The organism is Clostridiales bacterium, from assembly GCA_025757645.1.
Lineage (GTDB): Bacteria > Bacillota > Clostridia > Oscillospirales > Oscillospiraceae > CAG-103.
The window spans coordinates 2,126,321-2,144,345 of sequence record CP107216.1 but is presented as its reverse complement, the minus strand read 5'-3'; the positions used below and the strand labels follow the sequence as shown (position 1 = coordinate 2,144,345).

The 18,025-nt window shown below is 62.7% G+C and carries 13 protein-coding genes; 6 read left to right on the top strand and 7 right to left on the bottom strand.

Translation table 11 applies throughout. From position 1 onward, the window contains the following. Positions 1-272 precede the first annotated feature (272 nt). Positions 273-2,048: an oleate hydratase gene (locus tag OGM61_10385; protein ID UYI84242.1), complete on the top strand. Its 1,776-nt coding sequence runs from the start codon at positions 273-275 to the stop codon at positions 2,046-2,048. 145 nt (positions 2,049-2,193) lie between these two features. Here OGM61_10385 and OGM61_10380 read toward each other — a convergent pair whose 3' ends face one another. The 7 genes from OGM61_10380 to ftsH form a co-directional block, all read right to left on the bottom strand. Continuing rightward, on the bottom strand, positions 2,194-3,207 hold the full coding sequence (locus OGM61_10380; GenBank protein UYI84241.1) for a sensor histidine kinase: 1,014 nt from the start codon (positions 3,205-3,207) through the stop codon (positions 2,194-2,196). Next, on the bottom strand, positions 3,197-3,874 hold the full coding sequence (locus tag OGM61_10375; protein UYI84240.1) for a response regulator transcription factor: 678 nt from the start codon (positions 3,872-3,874) through the stop codon (positions 3,197-3,199). The genes OGM61_10380 and OGM61_10375 overlap by 11 nt, the downstream gene beginning before the upstream one ends. A 24-nt stretch (positions 3,875-3,898) precedes the next feature. Then, on the bottom strand, positions 3,899-5,953 hold the full coding sequence (locus OGM61_10370; GenBank protein ID UYI84239.1) for an FtsX-like permease family protein: 2,055 nt from the start codon (positions 5,951-5,953) through the stop codon (positions 3,899-3,901). After that, positions 5,943-6,716, bottom strand: a complete 774-nt coding sequence (locus OGM61_10365; GenBank protein UYI84238.1) for an ABC transporter ATP-binding protein — start codon at positions 6,714-6,716, stop codon at positions 5,943-5,945. The genes OGM61_10370 and OGM61_10365 overlap by 11 nt, the downstream gene beginning before the upstream one ends. 150 nt (positions 6,717-6,866) lie before the next feature. After that, on the bottom strand, positions 6,867-7,595 hold the full coding sequence (locus OGM61_10360) for a transcriptional regulator (GenBank protein UYI84237.1): 729 nt from the start codon (positions 7,593-7,595) through the stop codon (positions 6,867-6,869). Then, complete coding sequence (locus tag OGM61_10355) at positions 7,592-9,112, bottom strand: DUF1538 domain-containing protein (protein UYI84236.1); 1,521 nt, start codon at positions 9,110-9,112, stop codon at positions 7,592-7,594. Before OGM61_10355 ends, OGM61_10360 begins: the two co-directional genes overlap by 4 nt. 65 nt (positions 9,113-9,177) lie before the next feature. Further along, positions 9,178-10,992: an ATP-dependent zinc metalloprotease FtsH gene (gene ftsH, locus OGM61_10350; protein ID UYI84235.1), complete on the bottom strand. Its 1,815-nt coding sequence runs from the start codon at positions 10,990-10,992 to the stop codon at positions 9,178-9,180. A 238-nt stretch (positions 10,993-11,230) separates the two neighbouring features. Here ftsH and OGM61_10345 point away from each other — a divergent pair, with 238 nt between their 5' ends. The 5 genes from OGM61_10345 to OGM61_10325 all read left to right on the top strand — a co-directional run bounded on the left by OGM61_10345 (position 11,231) and on the right by OGM61_10325 (position 18,024). Then, positions 11,231-12,106, top strand: coding sequence for a leucine-rich repeat domain-containing protein (locus OGM61_10345; GenBank protein UYI84234.1), 876 nt, complete (start codon positions 11,231-11,233; stop codon positions 12,104-12,106). 17 nt (positions 12,107-12,123) lie between these two features. After that, positions 12,124-13,449, top strand: coding sequence for an AAA family ATPase (locus tag OGM61_10340; protein UYI84233.1), 1,326 nt, complete (start codon positions 12,124-12,126; stop codon positions 13,447-13,449). Further along, positions 13,436-15,535 carry a hypothetical protein gene (locus OGM61_10335; protein ID UYI84232.1) on the top strand — a complete coding sequence of 700 codons (2,100 nt, stop codon included), beginning with the start codon at positions 13,436-13,438 and terminating at the stop codon, positions 15,533-15,535. Before OGM61_10340 ends, OGM61_10335 begins: the two co-directional genes overlap by 14 nt. A gap of 218 nt (positions 15,536-15,753) precedes the next feature. Continuing rightward, positions 15,754-16,743 (top strand): calcium/sodium antiporter, encoded by a 990-nt coding sequence (locus OGM61_10330; GenBank protein ID UYI84231.1) that lies wholly within the window; start codon positions 15,754-15,756, stop codon positions 16,741-16,743. 402 nt (positions 16,744-17,145) lie between these two features. Then, positions 17,146-18,024, top strand: coding sequence for a helix-turn-helix domain-containing protein (locus tag OGM61_10325; GenBank protein ID UYI84230.1), 879 nt, complete (start codon positions 17,146-17,148; stop codon positions 18,022-18,024). Position 18,025: the final 1 nt, after the last annotated feature.

The following is an 18,025-nucleotide window of genomic DNA, read 5'->3' as shown; positions in this document are numbered from 1 at the left end:
TTTGATTGGACGTTCGGCGAAAAACGGTCAAAATACACAATCGCAAATCGTCAGTTTAGTGACATTCAACGAAACCAAATGGTTATGTTTAATTATCGCCATTTGCGTAACAAATGGTGCAGTAAAGACGGCGAAATACGCTATATTGATAATTGTCAAACGAAGCTGCTTCTTTTTTTGGAGGCAAGTGTTAGTGACCATAACAGAAGAAACTCGTGCAGCGGACTGCACAAAAAATACGGAAAACACATCATGAATGGGAGGTACACAGAATGTATTACAGCAGCGGTAACTACGAGGCGTTTGCAACACCGAAAAAACCCGAAGGCATCGACAACAAGTCGGCATATGTCGTCGGCACCGGCCTGGCCGGTCTGGCGGCGGCTTGCTTCCTGATCCGCGATGCACAGATGCCCGGCGAGCACATCACGCTCTTTGAGCACCTGCCGGTGGCCGGCGGCTCCTGCGACGGCATCTACGACGCGACCAAGGGCTTCATCATGCGCGGCGGCCGTGAGATGGATAACCACTTCGAGTGCATGTGGGATCTGTTCAAGTCCATCCCGTCGATCGTGAACCCGGGCGAGACGGTCTTCTCCGAGTACTACTACCTCAACAAGGAAGACCCGAACTTCTCCCTGTGCCGTGTCACCGAGAAGCAGGGCCAGGACGCCCACACCGACCGTAAGTACGGCCTGACGCCCGGCGCCGCCACCCAGCTGCTGAAGCTGTTCATGGCGACCAACAAGTCCCTCGAGGACAAGAAGATCGATGACGTGTTCGACGATGAGTTCTACGCCACGAACTTCTGGACCTACTGGCAGACCATGTTCGCGTTCGAGAAGTGGCACAGCGCCCTCGAGATGAAGCTCTACCTGCAGCGCTACATCCACCACATCGACGGCCTGCCGGATCTGAGCGCGCTGCGTTTCACCCGCTACAACCAGTATGAGTCCATGATCCTCCCGATGTGCAAATACATCACCGACCACGGCGGAAAGGTCCTCTTCGACACCACGGTCACGAACATCGTCTGCGACTGCACCGAGGATAAGAAGGTCGCCAAGAAGATCGAGTACACCCAGGGCGGCGTGGAAAAGGTCATCGAGCTGACCGAGAACGATCTCGTCATCTGCACGAATGGCTGCCAGGGCGATGCGTCCGCTTACGGCGATCAGACGCACGCTCCGGTCATCAAGGTCAAGAACGGCGAAGGCCCGTCCATCGAGATGTGGAAGAAGCTCGCCGCGCAGGATCCGGCGTTCGGCCATCCCGAGAAGTTCTTCAAGGACATCAAGGAGACCAGCTGGGAGTCCTGGACCGTCGACACGGCCAACAAGCAGATCCTCGACGCCATCCAGAAGATCTGCAAGCGCGACCCGCTGTCCGGCAAGGTCGTTACCGGCGGCATCGTCACCTGCCGCGATTCGAGCTGGCTCGTCAGCTGGACCATCAACCGTCAGGGCCAGTTCCAGGAGCAGCCGAAGGATCACTGCCTGATCTGGGTCTACGGCCTCAACTGCTGGGACGACAAGGGCGACTTCATCAAGAAGAACATGTGCGACTGCACCGGCATCGAGCTGGCGGCAGAGTGGCTGTACCACATCGGCATCCCCGAGGATCAGATCATGGATCTGGCCACGAACGAATGCAACACCACGCCGTGCATGATGCCTTACGTCACCACGTTCTTTGAGCCCAGAGCCGAAGGCGACCGCCCGAAGGTCGTGCCCGATGGTTCCGTCAACCTCGCGTTCGTCGGCCAGTTCGCCGATACCCCGCGCGACACCGTGTTCACCACCGAGTACTCCATCCGTACCGCGATGGAAGCGGTCTACACGCTCTGCAATGTCGACCGCGGCGTGCCGGAAGTCTGGGGCAGCGTGTATGATATCCGCGACCTGCTCTACGCCACCAGCAAGCTGCTCGACGGCAAGAAGCCGCTGGAGTTCCTGCTCCCGTCGGTTCTGCCGCTGCTCGACCTCGTCAAGGAGCCGCTGGTCAACAACGTCGTGGTGGATCTGCTCAAGAAGTATAACATCGTCTGACGTACCATCCCGTTAGATGTCGCATCCCCCCTTTGCCCCGGCAGCAAAAGCTGCCGGGGCATTTTGCGTGGTGGGGGAGTTCGAGGGGGGAAGGCATGGCAGAAAAAATCCGGCGCCGCGAACAGCGGCGCCGGATCTTCAATATTCATTCTTCTACGACCGGGAACGTGACCCGGACCTCGAACCCCGCGCCCCAGTCGGACGCGGCGGTGAGCGTGAGGCCCAGATCCTTTGCGACCTCGCGCGCGAGATAGAGCCCCATGCCGGTGGCTTTGTTCTTCTCGTGGCCGGAGTCTCCGGTGAAGCCTTTTTCAAACACGTACGGCAGGTCGCACGCGCGTACGCCCGGGCCGTTGTCGCGGATGGACAGGACGGTCGCCGTGCCGCCGTTTTCCAGGGAAAAGGTCAGCACCGGCTTTTCGAGCGCATACTTCACGCTGTTGCTCACGACCTGCCCGAGCAGGAAGCACAGCCCGCGCCGGTCGGCAAAGACCGTCTCGTCCGTCGGCCGGATCTCGACCCGGAAGCCTTTTTCCTCCAGCAGCGGGCGGTAATCGTCGAGCACCTCGTCGATGCAGCCGCGCAGCGTCAGCCGCTCAAAGCGATAGTCGCGCCGCGCGCCGCGCAGACGGGCGTAGTAGAGCATCTGGTCGATGAACGCCTGCATCCGGTTGCGCACGTAGTCGAGCTTGAAGCCCACGGCCTCCGGCAGCGTGTCGCGCCGGTTGTCGAGCACGAGCGTCAGCAGCGCCAGCGGCGTTTTCACCTCATGCGCCCAGAGCTCCACGTAGTTTTCGTAGTCGTCCATCTGCGCCTGTAACTGCGCGATGGCCTGCTGCTGCGCGCGCAGCGTCTCGCCGAGCAGGTGCACGCTCTGCGCCTCGTTTGCCGAGAGCAGGCGGCACAGCGCCTGTTCGTGCGCGGCGTCCGGCGCGGTCAGAAAGGCCGTGAAGGCCCGCTCCCGCTTTTTCGAGCGCGCGCAGAGCACCGCGCACACGCCGGCGAACAGAAACACCGTCGCCAGCACGATCACGGCCGTCATGGCGGCGAAGGCCCGCGCGTCCACCAGCCAGAGCAGCAGCGCGGCGAGCGCGTCCACACCCAGCAGCAGACCCAGCCACGGCAGGTACTGCCGCAGGTAGCTTCCGTTACGCTTCATGCGCCACCTCCAGCCGGTAGCCGACGCCGCGCACGGACACGAGCTGCTGGCACATGCCGAGGGACGCCATCGTCTTTTTCAGCCGCGTGAGGTTGACCTGCAGCGCATTCTCGTCGATGAACTCCGTCGTGCCCCAAAGCGCGCGGTTCAGCTCGTCTTTCGTGGCGGTCTGCCCGCCGTGTGCCAGCAGCGTCTCGAGCAGCTTGCCCTGATTCGGCGGCAGGACGACGGACTGATTGTGAATGTAGAGCGTGTAGGTCTGCCGGTCGAGCAGAAAGTCCGCCCCCTCGAGCAGGTTCGGCCGCCCCTCGTAGCGCTTGAGGACGTTTCCGATGCGCGCGAGCAGCCGCTCCTTCCGATAGGGCTTGGTGAGGTATTCGTCCGCGCCGAGCTCGAGCGCGTGCACCTCGTCGCGCAGCTGGTCGCGCGAGGTCAGCACGAGCACGGGCAGGGCGCTGCGCCGCTTGAGATCGCGGCAGATTTGAAATCCGCTCACCTCCGGCAGGTTCAGATCCAGCAGCACCAGATCGGGGGCGAGTGCGAGCAACTGCCCGGTCACGTCCGCAAAGTCCGTGACCTCCGTGACGGCGTAGCCCGCCCGGCGCAGCATATCCGCCAGTTCCTCGCGCATGAGCGCCTCGTCCTCCACGACGGCGATGTGCTTCATCGCGCCGCCCCCTTTCCGTATGCGTTATTCTTCGCGTTCCGGCGCCATCAGCCCCAGCAGATACCGGCTGCTGGACCGCTTGACGGCCGCCATGTACAGCCATTCTACCACACACAGCAGCAAAATCATAGCACTGGCGGCGATCATCATTTCCGTCATGCCGCTCTGCGCGCTGCCGGAGAGAATGCCGGAAAAGAGCGCGCGCACGCCAAACAGGCTGCTGACTGCCGCCACGCCGACCGGCAGACCAAAATACCAGTTGATCTGCGCCTTTGCCGCGCGGCAGAGCGTGTCGTGCTCCGCACCGAGACGCACGAGCGTCCGGTAGCGGCGCGCGGCCTTCTGCTGGCCCATGAGAAACTGCACGCCGATGATGGTGTTGGCCACGACGAGGAAGATGATGGCGAGGTAGATGGTCAGGTAGCTCGCCGCGACGATGTAAAACAGCTCGCGGCCGAGATTTTGCAGGTAGCTCTCGTATTTCAGGCCGAGCGGATCGAGCAGCGCGTTCATGTCCGCGATGGCGTTCATGAGGCTCTTGCCCTCCGTCATGGACGGGGCAAGCACGCCGTCGAGGTAGACGTCATAGTCGCCCTGCGTGTAGTGGTCGAACACCGCGTCCGGCACGATGAGCGCAAACGACATCGTGATCGACCGGTCGGTCACGACGCTCACCGACTGCACCTGCCCACAGAGCGTGAACGGTGCGCCGTCGATCGTGATGGACGAGCCCTCTGCGATCAGGCGGTTGATCAGCGCCGTGCGGCTGGCCAGGGAGACCTCGCTGTCGCAGTAGACGGCGGCCTCGTTGTCCGCGAGCGTCAGCTCCGGCAGACCGGCGGTCGTCAGCAGGCGGTTGTAGCTGCTGAGCGCGATGAGGTACGGGTAGCCCACGGCCTCCAGCGTGTATTGCAGCTGCTGCTGCTCGTCGGAGACGGGCATGGCATCGATGGAGCGCTGCAAGGCGGGGAATTTCACGGTGTTTTGGTAGTCAGTGCTCGTGCGCACGCGGCCGATGCGCATCTCAAAGAGGTCGGAAAATGCGCTGTCGAGCCCGTGCGCCGTCAGCGTTTCGCGCACGGTGTCGGCGCTTTTGCTGTCAGTGGGGAAGGTGTAGTCGAGCGTGTGCGTCTCGGCGCGGGACGTGCGCGCGGTCGCTACGCCTGCACCGAAGCAGCACAGCGCCGCCAGAATCAGCAGCGAGCAGATCGCCAGCGCGCCGGAGCGGTGGATGACCGTCTCCTCGACCTGACGGAAGTTGAACACCCGCAGCCTGCCCGCGCGGTCTCCGCGCCGGGCCAGCCGGTCGATGATGACGCGCAGCCCGTAAAACAGCAGCAGCGTGCCCGCCACGCCGAGCGCGATCGTGCCCGCCATATAGCGCAGGCCGCTCCACGCATACCCGAGGATGGCAAACGTGTACGCTCCGGCGAGCAGCGCCGTGCCCAGCACGAGCGCCGCAGCGTAGACAGCGGCGGGGCGCTGCTTTTTCGTGCCCTCGGGTGTCTCCGTGAGCAGCGCGCCGATCTCCTCGCGCACGATCTTCCCGCTGAGGATGAGCGAGGCCAGCAGCTTGATCGCAAGAAAGCCCACGGCCGTCCACCCGATGGCGGACAGGGAGAGCGTGAATTGGTGCCCCACGATGCCGAGGCCGACGAGCCGCGCCGTGACGAGGCTGATGACCTCTGAGATCAGCAGCGCCGCCGGCAGGCCGATGGCCAGCGCGATGAGGCTGGAGCGCAGATCCTCCGCCAGCAGCATGCCGAAGAGCTTGCGCCGCTGCATGCCCAGCATGAGGTACACGCCGAATTCGTGCCGCCGCCGTGCGAGCTGAAAGCGGTTGGCGTAGTATACGAGGAAAAACAAAATGAACAGCGTCAGCCCGTACAGCACCGGGACGAGCGACAGCAGCCGGTCTACGGCGCTGCTCTCCATGCGCTGCAGAAACATCATCACGTCCTGATGCGACAGGGAGAGGATGATGTAAAACGCGATGATCGAGATGACCAGCGATGTGAAAAACAGCCCGTTTTCCCGGCGGCTGCGGCGGCTGTTGCGCGCAACAAGCTCAGAGAACATTCGCACTCCCCCCTCCCAGCTGCGCCATGACGGCCAGGATGCGCCCATAGAACTCCTGCTGTGTCTCGTCCGGCACGTCGCGCCGCAGCTCGTGGAAGAGCACGCCGTCCTGAATGAAGAGAATACGCTTGCAGTAGCTCGCCGCGTTGCAGTCGTGCGTGACCATGAGGATGGTCGTGCCGGCGTCCGCGTTCAGGCCGGAGAGCTTTTCCATGAGCGAGCGCGCGTTTTTCGAGTCGAGCGCGCCGGTCGGCTCGTCGGCCAGCACGATCTCGGGGCCGAGGATGAGCGCGCGCGCCGCCGTGATGCGCTGCTTTTGCCCGCCGGACATCTGCGCCGGGAACTTGTCGAGCACGTCCGTCACTTCCAGATAGTCTGCGAGCTTTGTCAGCCGCTCGCGGCTCTCGCCCTCGGACACGCCGTGCAGCGCCAGCGGCAGGAGAATGTTCTCCCGACCGGTGAGGTTGTCGATGAGCTCAAAGCTCTGAAACAGGTAGCCGATCTCCTTGCCGCGGTAGTCGGCGAGCGCCTTGCCGTGCAGCGTCGTGATGCACTTGTCGTGCAGGGCGACGGCGCCGCCGGTCGGTGCGATGACGGTCGCAATGCAGTTGAGCAGCGTCGATTTGCCCGAGCCGCTGCTGCCCATGATGCCGAGAAACTCGCCCGGCATGACCTGAAACGAGATGCCGTCGAGCGCGCGGGTCAGATTCTGCTCCTTGCCGTAATATTTTTTCAGGGCTGCAATTTCGAGAATGGGTTCCATTGCATGTACCTCCTTTGCTTTCTGCTGCCATGGTACAACACCCGGCGCACAAAATCCACTTACAGTGCCTGAAAGAATCTTGCAAAAGCGCGCGGATGCGCAAATGCCGCAGGCGGCTGCCTGCGGCATTTGCGCTTTTTATTCGGAATGTTACAGCGTGTTTTCTCCGGTCTCAAGGCCGATGACCTCGTCCACCGGGAGCGAGAGGATGATGCCGTGCGCGTCTGTGCGCAGGCCGCAGGCGTCGCTGATGGCGTTCATGACGGCGGCCTTTTTCTCGCGCGGCGTGACGATGACGACGAACTCCTCTTCCTCCTGCATGGAGATGCCGAGCTTCTGGCTGATGCGTTTGGAGTTCTGCCGCCGGCCTTTGAGGATCGTTCCGCCCATGGCGCCGGCGCTTCTGGCCGCGTCGATCGCGTCGCTGCTGTAGCCGTTGCTGAGCGCGACCCAGATGGCGGTGTAACCGGCGCTGGTTTGCATATCGGACATATCGCTATCCACCCTTTCTTCGATCTTCTGTTCTATCGTCTCGCGCATCTGATCGTTCAGGAGCTGCAGCATCGGCCGCTGCAGCCCCGTGATCGGGATCGTCAGCACGATGCCGCCGCCGCGTTTGTGCAGCGGGATGCGCTGCTGCAGCGCGTCGAGCAGGTCGCGCACGAGAAATTTCGGCAGCAGCCCGATCGTGAGCAGGCGGCCGCTGCCGCTCAGGCCGAAGATGTCGAGCATCTCCGACGGCGCGGTGCCGTGCCCTTGGCACTGATAATAGATCGGGATGCGGAAATTCTGAAACGTCTGTTCGAGCTTGCGGCGGTATTCATGATTCGTAATGATGAGCACCATGCGCGGTGCGAGTCGGTTTTCGGCATGTATCATATCTCTTCGTCCTCCAGGTCGATGACGCCGTCATCGGACAGCAGGTCAGCTTTGTTTTGTGCCACGGCTTTGGATCTATGTACATAAAGAACGCCCATGATCTGGATCGCCACCGGCGGGGCGAGCGCGACGAGCGCTACGACGCCGAAGGCGTCCGTGACGACGTTGCCGCCGAGCGCGGTGCACGCGCCCATGGCCAGCGGCAGCAGGAAGGTGGAGGTCATGGGCCCGCTTGCGACGCCGCCGGAGTCGAAGGCGATGCCCACGAACACGGACGGCACGAACCGCGCGAGGATGAGCGCGAGCGCGTAGCCGGGCACGAGGATCCAGTAGATGCTGATGCCGGTCAGCACACGCACCATGGACAGCATCACCGCGCAGGCGACGCCGATGGACAGCGCCGTGTTCATCATGCTCTGTGACACGGTGCCGCCGGTGACGTCCTCGACCTGCTTGTTGAGCACCTGCACGGCGGGCTCGGCCTTGACGATGTAGTAGCCGATGAGCGCGCCGATCGGGATGAGCACCCAGCGGTACGCGCTGCCGGCCAGACCCGAACCGAGCAGGTTGCCCACGGGCGTGAAGCCGACGTTCACACCGGTCAGAAACAGGATCAGGCCGATGACCGTGTACAGAAAGCCGACGCCCGTACGCAGCAGCTGCCGCCGCCGGTAGCAGCGCGTCAGCAGCTGAAACAGCACGAACACCGCCACGATCGGCAGGATGCTCAGCAGCACTTCCTCGGCATAGCCCGGGAAGCCGAGCGCGAACTGCCGCGCCACGTCGCGCGTCGTCACGACCGGCGCGATCTCCACAGCGGAGTAGGCCGCGTCCGTCGGGTGGTAGAAGATGCCGAGCAGCAGCACCATCAAAATCGGCCCGATGCTGCACAGCGCGACGAGACCGAAGCTGTCGTCGTCGTGTCCCTGCGTGCTGCGGATGGCCGACACGCCGACGCCCAGCGCCATGATAAACGGCACGGTGATGGGCCCGGTCGTGACGCCGCCGGCATCGAACGCGACGGCGAGAAATTCCTTCGGGGAAAACAGCGTCAGCACAAACAGCAGCGCATACGCGGCCAGCAGACATTTTGCCAGCGAGACGCGAAACAAAATGCGCAGCACGGCCAGCGCCAGAAAGACGCCCACGCCGACGGCGACCGTCCAGATGAGCACATTGTTCGGGATCGACGCGACCTGGTTTGCCAGCACCTGCAGGTCCGGCTCCGCGATGGTGATGATCGTCCCGAGCGCGAACGCCACGAGTACGACCAGCAGCACCTTTTCGCGCTTGGCCAGCGTCTTGCCGACGCCCTCGCCGAGCGGCGTCATGGACATCTCGGCGCCGAGCTGGAAAAACCCCATGCCGACGATCAGCAGCACGGCGCCGGTCAGAAACAGCGCCAGCGTGCCGATCTCCATCGGGACGAGCGTGACGCTCAGCACCAGCACGATCAGGGTGATGGGCAGCACGCTCGAGAGAGATTCCTTGACTTTTTCTTTCAGCTTTTCATTCATACGGTTGCGGTGGTCCTCCTTTCGCGGGGTGATTCAGGATCGCTGCACGACCGCATCGCAGCCTGTCAGGCGCGGTTGAGAATGGCCATGAACTCCTCGCCGGTGATGGTCTCCTTTTCATAGAGGTACTTGGCCAGCTCGTCGAGCTTGGCACGGTTTTCCGTGAGGATGCCGACGGCCTTGGCGTGCTCTTTTTTCACGAGTGCGACGACCTGATGGTCGATCTGCGTCTGCGTTTCGGCCGAGCAGGCGAGGGAGGCGTCGCCGCCGAGGTACTGGTTCGTGACCGTCTCGAGCGCGACCATGTCGAACGCCTCGCTCATGCCGTAGCGCGTGATCATGCCGCGGGCGAGCTTTGTTGCCTGCTCAATGTCGTTGGACGCGCCGGTGGAGATGACGCCGAAGCGCACCTCCTCGGCCGCGCGGCCGCCGGTGAGTGTGGCTATCTTGTTTTCCAGCTCCTCTTTCGTCATGAGGTAGTGGTTGCCCTCTTCAACCTGCATCGTGTAGCCCAGCGCACCGGACGTGCGGGGGATGATGGTGATCTTCTGCACGGGGGCGGAGTGCGTCTGCAGCGCGGCGACGAGCGCGTGGCCGATCTCGTGGTAGGCGACCGTCCATTTCTCCTGATCCGTGAGAATGGCGTTTTTCTTCTGATAGCCCGCGATGACGACCTCGATGCTCTCCTCGAGATCCGACTGCGTGGCAAAGCGGCGGCCGTCGCGCACGGCGCGCAGCGCGGCCTCGTTGACGATGTTCGCCAGCTCCGCGCCCGATGCGCCGGAGGCCATGCGCGCGATCTTGTTGTAGTCCACGTCCTCGGCGACCTTGATCTTGCGGGCGTGCACCTTGAGGATCTCCTCACGGCCCTTGAGATCGGGCAGCTCCACGGGCACGCGCCGGTCAAAGCGGCCGGGGCGCGTGAGCGCCGGGTCGAGCGACTCGGGCCGGTTCGTGGCGGCGAGGATGATGACGCCGTTGTTTCCCTCGAAGCCGTCCATCTCGGTCAGCAGCTGGTTGAGCGTCTGCTCGCGCTCGTCGTTGCCGCCGACTTGCCCGTCACGCTTTTTGCCGATGGCATCGATCTCGTCGATGAACACGATGCACGGCGCCTTCTCCTTGGCCTGACGGAACAGGTCGCGCACCTTGCTCGCGCCCATGCCGACGAACATCTCCACGAATTCCGAGCCGGACATGGAGAAAAACGGTACGTTCGCCTCGCCGGCGACGGCCTTGGCCAGCATCGTCTTGCCGGTTCCCGGAGGGCCGACGAGCAGAACGCCCTTGGGCATGGATGCGCCGATCTCCTGATACTTCGCCGGGTCGTGCAGGTAGTTGACGATCTCGGTCAGGTTTTCCTTGGCCTCGTCCTCACCGGCGACATCGGAGAACTTGATGCCCTCGGCGGACTTAACATAGACCTTCGCGCTCGAGCCGCCGAGCCCGAACATCATGGAGTTCGGCCCGCCGGCCTTGTTCGTCATGCGCTTGAGCATGAACTGGCCGAGGGCGACAAAAAACACGATCGGCAGCAGCCACGTCAGCAGAAACGACAGAAACGGCGACATCTGCTCGACGATCTCGCTCGAGAACTCCGCGCCGGAGTCCTTCAGGCGGTAGATGAGGTCAGGATCGTCCATCAGGCCGGTCTTGTATACCTGCGTGTCGTCTTTGTTCGTGAAGAGGATCTGGTTATTTTGCACCTCCACACGGCCGATCTCCTGATTTTCCGTCATGGTCATAAACGTGCCGTAGTCGACCTCCTTGACCTGCCGCTGGCTCAGCCAGGGCACCGCCAGAAAGTTGAGCGCCAGAATCACGAGAATGACGATGGCGTAATAATACACCAACGGCTTTTTGGGGCTTTTCACTTCATTCATGTGAACGCTTCCTTTATCTTGATAAAATGTGTGCACTTTTGGGACTTGTGTAACGTAACTTTAGTTTACCACAACAGGAAAGAACTGTCCAGTGAATAAACGATGTACACCGTGTACAAAATTTGCCCAAAGCGCCGGAAAAGAGACAAGGAAACCGCCTTCTGTGCAGCAAAGGTTACAGAAGAAAGGTCCTTGCACCTGTATGATAGTTTTATAACAATTTGACGGAGGGCCTCGTATGGAGATGCTTCTTTACCAGAGCACGCAGTTTCGTGACGTGAAAAAGATCCTGGACCGCGCCCACGGCTTTGCAGGGCTTTTGACGGCCGGCGGCATCGAGGCCTCGCGGCTGGATGTGCCCTTCGTCTGCGATCAGAAGGTGCTCTCGCGGTATGACGATGCGTGCAGCGATGTCCGCCGCATCCTGACCATGCAGCTGAGGCTTACACTGCCGAAGGGCTTTTCCATTCCGTTGGAGGCTGAGGATCTGGCAGTCTTTTTTTCGCAGCAGTGCGGCCTGCAGCAGATGCAGGACTACCTGACACAAAAGCGCGCGCGCACGCAGGCGGACATCCAGACCTGGCTGCGTGACCGCCCGTGGGACACCTACCCCGTGACGGCGGCGCAGGCGGCGGAGCAGAATTTCGCCTTTGACGCGGCGACCGGCCGCATCGGCACGGACGGCTGCTTCAACGGCGGCACGGTGCTCGAGCTGCCGTCGTCGGTCGACGGGGTGCGCGTGCGCCGTCTGGCGTCCTACGCCATGGTTTCCTATACGTATCTGGACACGCTCATCCTCCCGGACAGCATCGAGACGGCCGAGCCCTATGCATTTTATGATAAGGTGCACCTGCGCAGTACCAATCTGCCGCGCGGTCTCGCCGTCATTCCGGAGGGGATGTTTTCGCGCTGCATCGGTCTGACGGGCATCGTCATCCCGGACAGCGTGCGCGAGATCCACGACGAGGCATTTTACCAGTGCAGCAATCTGGACACGGTCGTCATCCCCGACAGCGTGGAGCGCATCGGCCGCTGCGCGTTTTTGAATGTGCGGCGCGTGATCTACCACGGCAGCGCCAAGGGCTTTCCCTGGGGCGCGACGCGGGGCAACTGAGAAAGGCGGAAACCGATATGCATCCTACCCGGCAATTTGAGACCGCCGTCTGCGGCGGCAGCAATCTGAAAGCACCGATGAAGCTCGACTTCCTGCGCTCGCTCTGCGCGCAGGAGCGCCATGCGTGGCCGGAGGTCGTGCTCTGCCGCGTCGAGGGCGAGACGCTGCCCGTGTGCTGCCTGTCCGAGGCGGCGGCGGGCGACCCATTTGCGCGCATCGGCATCGTGACAGCGCCCTCGGAGGCGCTCACGGCGCTGCTGCGCACCGCGCCCGTGCGGGCGCGGGTCACGGCCCTGTGCGATTCCGCGGGCGAGCCGTGCGACGGCGGCGCACCGGACGTCTGGGGCTTTCTCGCCGAATACCGCTGCGGCGACCCGCTCAGCGGCGCGGTGCGCGCGGCCATCGACGGCGCGGCCGCGCGCGGCTGCGCGTCCCCGGAAGCGCTGACTGCGCGCGCCGAGTATCTGCTCGAGCAGGCAGTGCCGGAGCCGATCATCCTGCGCGTGTTCGCGGAGATGTTCTCCCTGCCGGAATACCCCGAGCTGGTGCCCGATCCGCCGGTGCGCTATGTGCAGGCGGACGGCTTCGGCGCGCTCACGCGCTGCCTTGCCTACCGGCTCTCGGGCATGCACCTGCGCCTCGTCGGCAGCAAGGGCTGCGGCAAGAATACGCTCATCCAGACAGTCGACTGGCTGCTCAACGTGCCGCAGTACCGCATGCAGGGCAATGCCGAGCTCGACAAGCTCGACCTGCTCGGCGGCCCGACGATCGAAAACGGCACCATGCGCTACCGCCTGAGCGATATGCTGCGCTATCTCGCGGCGGGCGCGGACGTCGTGCTCGACGAGGGCAACACCATAAAGCCCGAGTGCGCCGACGTGCTCCACTCGTTGACCGACGCCGCGCGCCAGATCCAGGTGCCCGGCTACGGGCTCGTGCAGATGCACCCGCACTCGGCGTTCACGATCACGATGAACGAGGACTATGCCGGCACGAACTTCATGAACGAGGCGACGATCGACCGCTTCACGCCCATCCACATCGCCGAGCCGGAGAGCATCGTCGATGTGCTGCACCGCGTCGTGCCCGAGGCGAGCGCCGCCAGCCTGAATATCTGCGACTATGTTTACTGTGCCATCCGCGACCGCATCCGCAGCGCCGGCGGGCTCGAGCCGGACGCGATGACGATCCGCGGCTTTATTGACGCCCTGCGCGCGGAGCCCCTGCTGGGCCTGCGCTGGGGTCTGCTCGACAACGTGGCCTCCAAGCCGCAGGACGCCTACACCCGCCTCCAGCTGACCGAGCTCATTGAGAGCATGGTGCCGCAGGATGGACGGATTTGACGCCGCGCTGGCGCGCTACCGGGCGTTTCTGGCGCATGATCCCATCACGCCGCTGCTCCGGCGCAGCCTCGCACTGCTCGTCCCGGGGAATATCCGGGTCGATACCGTCACGGCGGACGATAGTCTGCGCTGCACGACGGACGGCACGGCCGTCACCGTCGGCGGGGCGGAATATCTGCTGCGCACGGATTTTGACGCCCGCCACTGGACGGCCGCGCTGCGCGTGCTGCTCGCGCGCGAGATCCAGCACGACAGCAGCTCCGACCGGGACGTCTGCGCGGCGTTCGCGGCGGAGGCCGGCACATATTTTCACGCGCACTATGCCCTCGCGCCCGAGACCGGGGCGCTGCTCGGGCACCGGATACTGAACATTCTGGAGCAGGCGCGCACGGATAACATCCTCTGCCGCCGCTTTCCGGGCTACCTGCCGCTGCTGCGCTTCGTGTGTTATGCGCAGCTCGAGGCGGCCGCACCCGGCAGCGCGCTCGCGGCGCTGCTCGATGAGCTGGAGGCTTTTGCGCTCACGGGCATCCCGTGCGGGACTCCGGCGCTCGCCGCCGTCCGGGCCGAGGTGGAGGCGGCGATCCTTGCGCCGTCGGCCGCCGCGTGCGCGGACATTGGCCGGCAGATCCTCGCGGCGCTCGCGCCGGAGCTGGCGCGCCTGTGCGGCATCGCGGATGCCGATGCGCTCGCGCGCATCGCATCGCAGCTCGTGGACTATGCCTTCAGCGAGGGCGACCGCGCGGAAGCCTTCGGCGACGGCTGCGACAGCCGCCTCCGCCTGCGCAGTGAGGCGCAGGATGCGGCGCGCCAGGGCCCGTCTGCCGACGGGGAGGACGCCGATCTTGAAAAAGGCGACAGCGCAGCCGGCGGCAGCGGCGACAACTCCGAGCGCCACGGCGACATGAGCGGCAGCCTCGCCAGTCAGGAGGTCAAGCCGAGCGGCTCAGCCGGGACAAACGGCAGGGAGGACCGCGGCCGATCGTCCAGCGTCGGCCGCAGCGGCAATCACGGCCAGAGCGGGGCGACCGCCACCTCGTCGGATACGGTGTCTGCTGCGCAGAAGGCGGCCTCCGGCGGGCCGGAGAGCCTGCGCGAAGTGCTCGGCACGGGCTGGGGCGCGCACCGCGGCTTTGCGCTCAGCGCGGCCGAGACGGACGCCATGCTCGCCGCGGCGGAAAAAGCGCTCACACGCGAGCGGGCAATTGAGCAGCAGCTGCATGTCTCCGGCCCGCGTGCTGCCCGGCTCGACGCCGGGGAGCGGCAGGGGCTGGCCGAGCGGTATGCCGGCCTGACGTTTACGGAGACGTATATCACGCCGGGTGGCGGGCGGCTGCCGCCCGCATTTGCCGAGCGGGCAAAGGCGCTGCACCACCGGCTCGACAAACTCCTGCGCCAGCAGCGCGAACGCAGCGCCAGCCAGCGCACCGGCGCGCTCTCGCAGCGCGAGCTGTGGAAGATCCCGCTCGATGCCAAGGACGTTTTTCGCCGCAAAGCACCGCCGTCCAAGCGCGAGACGGCGTTTTACCTGCTCATTGACCGCAGCGGCAGCATGGGCGCCGGTATCGGCGACGGGACATCCAAGCTCTTTACGGCACTGGCCACGGCGGCCGTGCTCGAGGAGGCGCTCAAGGGCATCGCCTATACGAAGATTGTCGCCTTTGACGGCGGCACGAACGCCGTGGAGCACTGCGTCATCAAGGATTTCGACCAGAAGGAGATCGGCAGCCGCTGCATCGACGCCATGGAGCAGATCGCCGCCGGCAACGGCAACAAGGACGGTTATTCCATCCGCGCCGCCGCGCTGGATCTGGCCAAGCGCACCGAGCGCCGCAAGATCCTCATGGTGCTCTCCGACGGGCTGCCGTCCGGCTATTTCAGCGAGGCGGAGGCGATCGACGACGTGCGCACGGCCGTGCAGGCGGCGCGCCGCCGGGGCCTGCTCGTCATCCCGATCATTTACACCGCGCGCACGGACGAGAACGTGGACGCTTACCGCCGTATGTACGAAAAGAGCATGATCTTTGCCGATTCCGTGGGCATGCTCGGCGAGTTTGAGCGCCTGCTCATGAAGCTGGTGCGCTGAGCGGCAACCGGGTGTGGAATCGCTTGACAAGCCCGGCGCGGTGTGCTATGATGCTTTCTCGTTAAAAGGGAGTAGTTACAAATGCATGACCAACAATCTCCCGGCATCCGCCGGTGGTCATGCGCCTATTGTGATAGGTAATGAGACTTTTAGCACATCATATTTATGATCGTGCCGAAAGTCTCATTTTTTTGTGCGATCACGAAGGAGAATGCGTTATGAACCTCGATTTTACCGGCAGTACCCTCTTTCTTGTCCTGCTGCTGTTCGCGGCGGGCCTTGTGTGCATCATCAAGGGCGGCGACATTTTTGTCGACGCCGCCACGTGGATCGCGGAGGCCTCCGGCATCCCAAAATTCATCATCGGCGCGACCGTTGTGAGCTTTGCCACGACGCTGCCGGAGATGCTTGTGTCCGTCTTTTCCGCGCTGGAGGGCAATGCGGACATCGCCATCGGCAACGCCGTCGGCTCGGTGACGGCCAATACCGGCCTGATCATGTGCCTGTCGCTGATCTGCATGGAGTGCACCATGCCGCGGCGGCAGTATGCGGTCAAGGCGGTGCTGCTGCTCGCGGCGATCGCGGTTCTGTTTGGCTTCACGCGCGACGGGCAGTTGTCCATCCTTGAGAGCGTTTTGATCCTTGTCATTTTTGTGTGCTTTATTGCCGAGAGCCTTGTCGCTGCGCGGCGTGAGCAGTCGCTTGAGGCCCCGGAGCAGGATGCCCGCCCCAAGACGGACGGCCGGACGGTCGCGCTCAATATCGGCAAGTTTGTGTTTGGCGCTGCGGCCATTGTGCTTGGTGCGCAGCTGCTGATCGACAACGGCACCGCGCTCGCACAGATGATCGGTGTGCCGGATGCCATCATCGGTGCGACCATGATCGCCATCGGCACGTCGCTGCCGGAGCTCGTGACGACCATCACCGCCATCCGCAAAAAGCAGTCGTCCCTGTCGGTGGGCAACATCATCGGCGCGAACATCATGGATCTCACGCTTATCATGCCGCTGTGCGCGCTCATCCTCGGCAAGCCGCTGCCGGTCGAGCGGCAGGGCTTGCTGCTGGACATTCCGGCGTGCCTTGTCGTGTGCGCAGGTGCGCTCATCCCTGCGCTTGTGCAGGGCAAATTCAAGCGTTGGGTCGGCTTTTTCATCGGCGGACTGTACATCGTTTATCTCGTCATCATGTTCACGTGCTTCGGCGCGTAAAAAAACCGGCGCCGGTCTCCCGCGGGAGGCCGGCGCTTTTTTGCTGTGATATTTGCTGCAGACAGAAAAAAACCCGGAAGCCGAAGCTTCCGGGGCGTGGTGCGAGTGGTGATACAGAACTTTTTGAAAAAGCCAGTAATATCAACGGTTTTCAAGGCGGACGAGTAGCAAATAACTTGTATATATCCCCTTTTCGGGCGACTGTTTTTAAGACAGCCGCCCTTTTTCTATACCTAAATTCAAGTGTTGTGATTAGGGTGCGAAAGCCTCTGTTTTTTCCTCTCTGCCCGCCGCAAGCAGGCGGGCATGGATGTTTTCCTATGGATCACATCCGAGAGGCAAACCGGAGGCTTTTTTCATCGAAATCAACACTTTTCATTTTCAGAGGAAGGAGGTGCGAAGATGGCTGTATTCCGTATCGAAAAGACCAGGGATTACACGGTCATGTCAAACTATCATCTGCGGGATATGTCGCTGTCGCTGAAAGCGAAAGGGCTTTTATCTCTCATGTTGTCTCTGCCGGAGAATTGGGACTACACCATGAAGGGTCTTGCCCGTATCTGCAAGGATGGAATTGACAGCATCAGTGGTGGCATCCGGGAGCTGGAGGCGCACGGCTATCTGATCCGTGCGCGTGTCCGTGGCGCAAACGGGCAGCTCGGCTCTATCGAATACACTATTCTGGAACAACCTAAAGCGCCATCACCTACACAGGAAAAACCTATACGGGAAAATCCCGTACAGGCAAATCCAATGTTGGACGCTCCAATTCAGGAGAACCCCGCCCAATTAAATAAAGAAGAATCAAGTAACTATCCATCAAAGACAGATCTATCAATTACGCAAGGATCAAGTCCTATCCCATCAAGTCCCCCAGCCCCCGGGGAGCGGACCGGACAGGACGGGATGCGAAAGCGGGAAAGCTATCGGGCATTGATCTTAGAGAACATCGAGTATGACGTACTCTCGCAGAACGTGCAGCTTGACAAGGACCGGCTGGACGAGCTGGTGGAGCTCATGGTGGATACCGTCTGCTCCAACCGGGAGATGATCCGTGTGGCTGGGGACGATTACCCTGCCGAGGTCGTCCGGTCGCGGTTCCTGAAGCTGAACGCCTCGCATATCGAGTATGTCCTTGACCGGATGCGGGAGAACACCACCTATGTCCGCAATATCAAGAAATATCTGCTGGCGGCGCTGTATAACGCGCCGGTCACGATGGACAGCTATTACACATCCCTTGTCAGCCATGACCTGTACGGCAGCGGAGATCGGAGGTGAA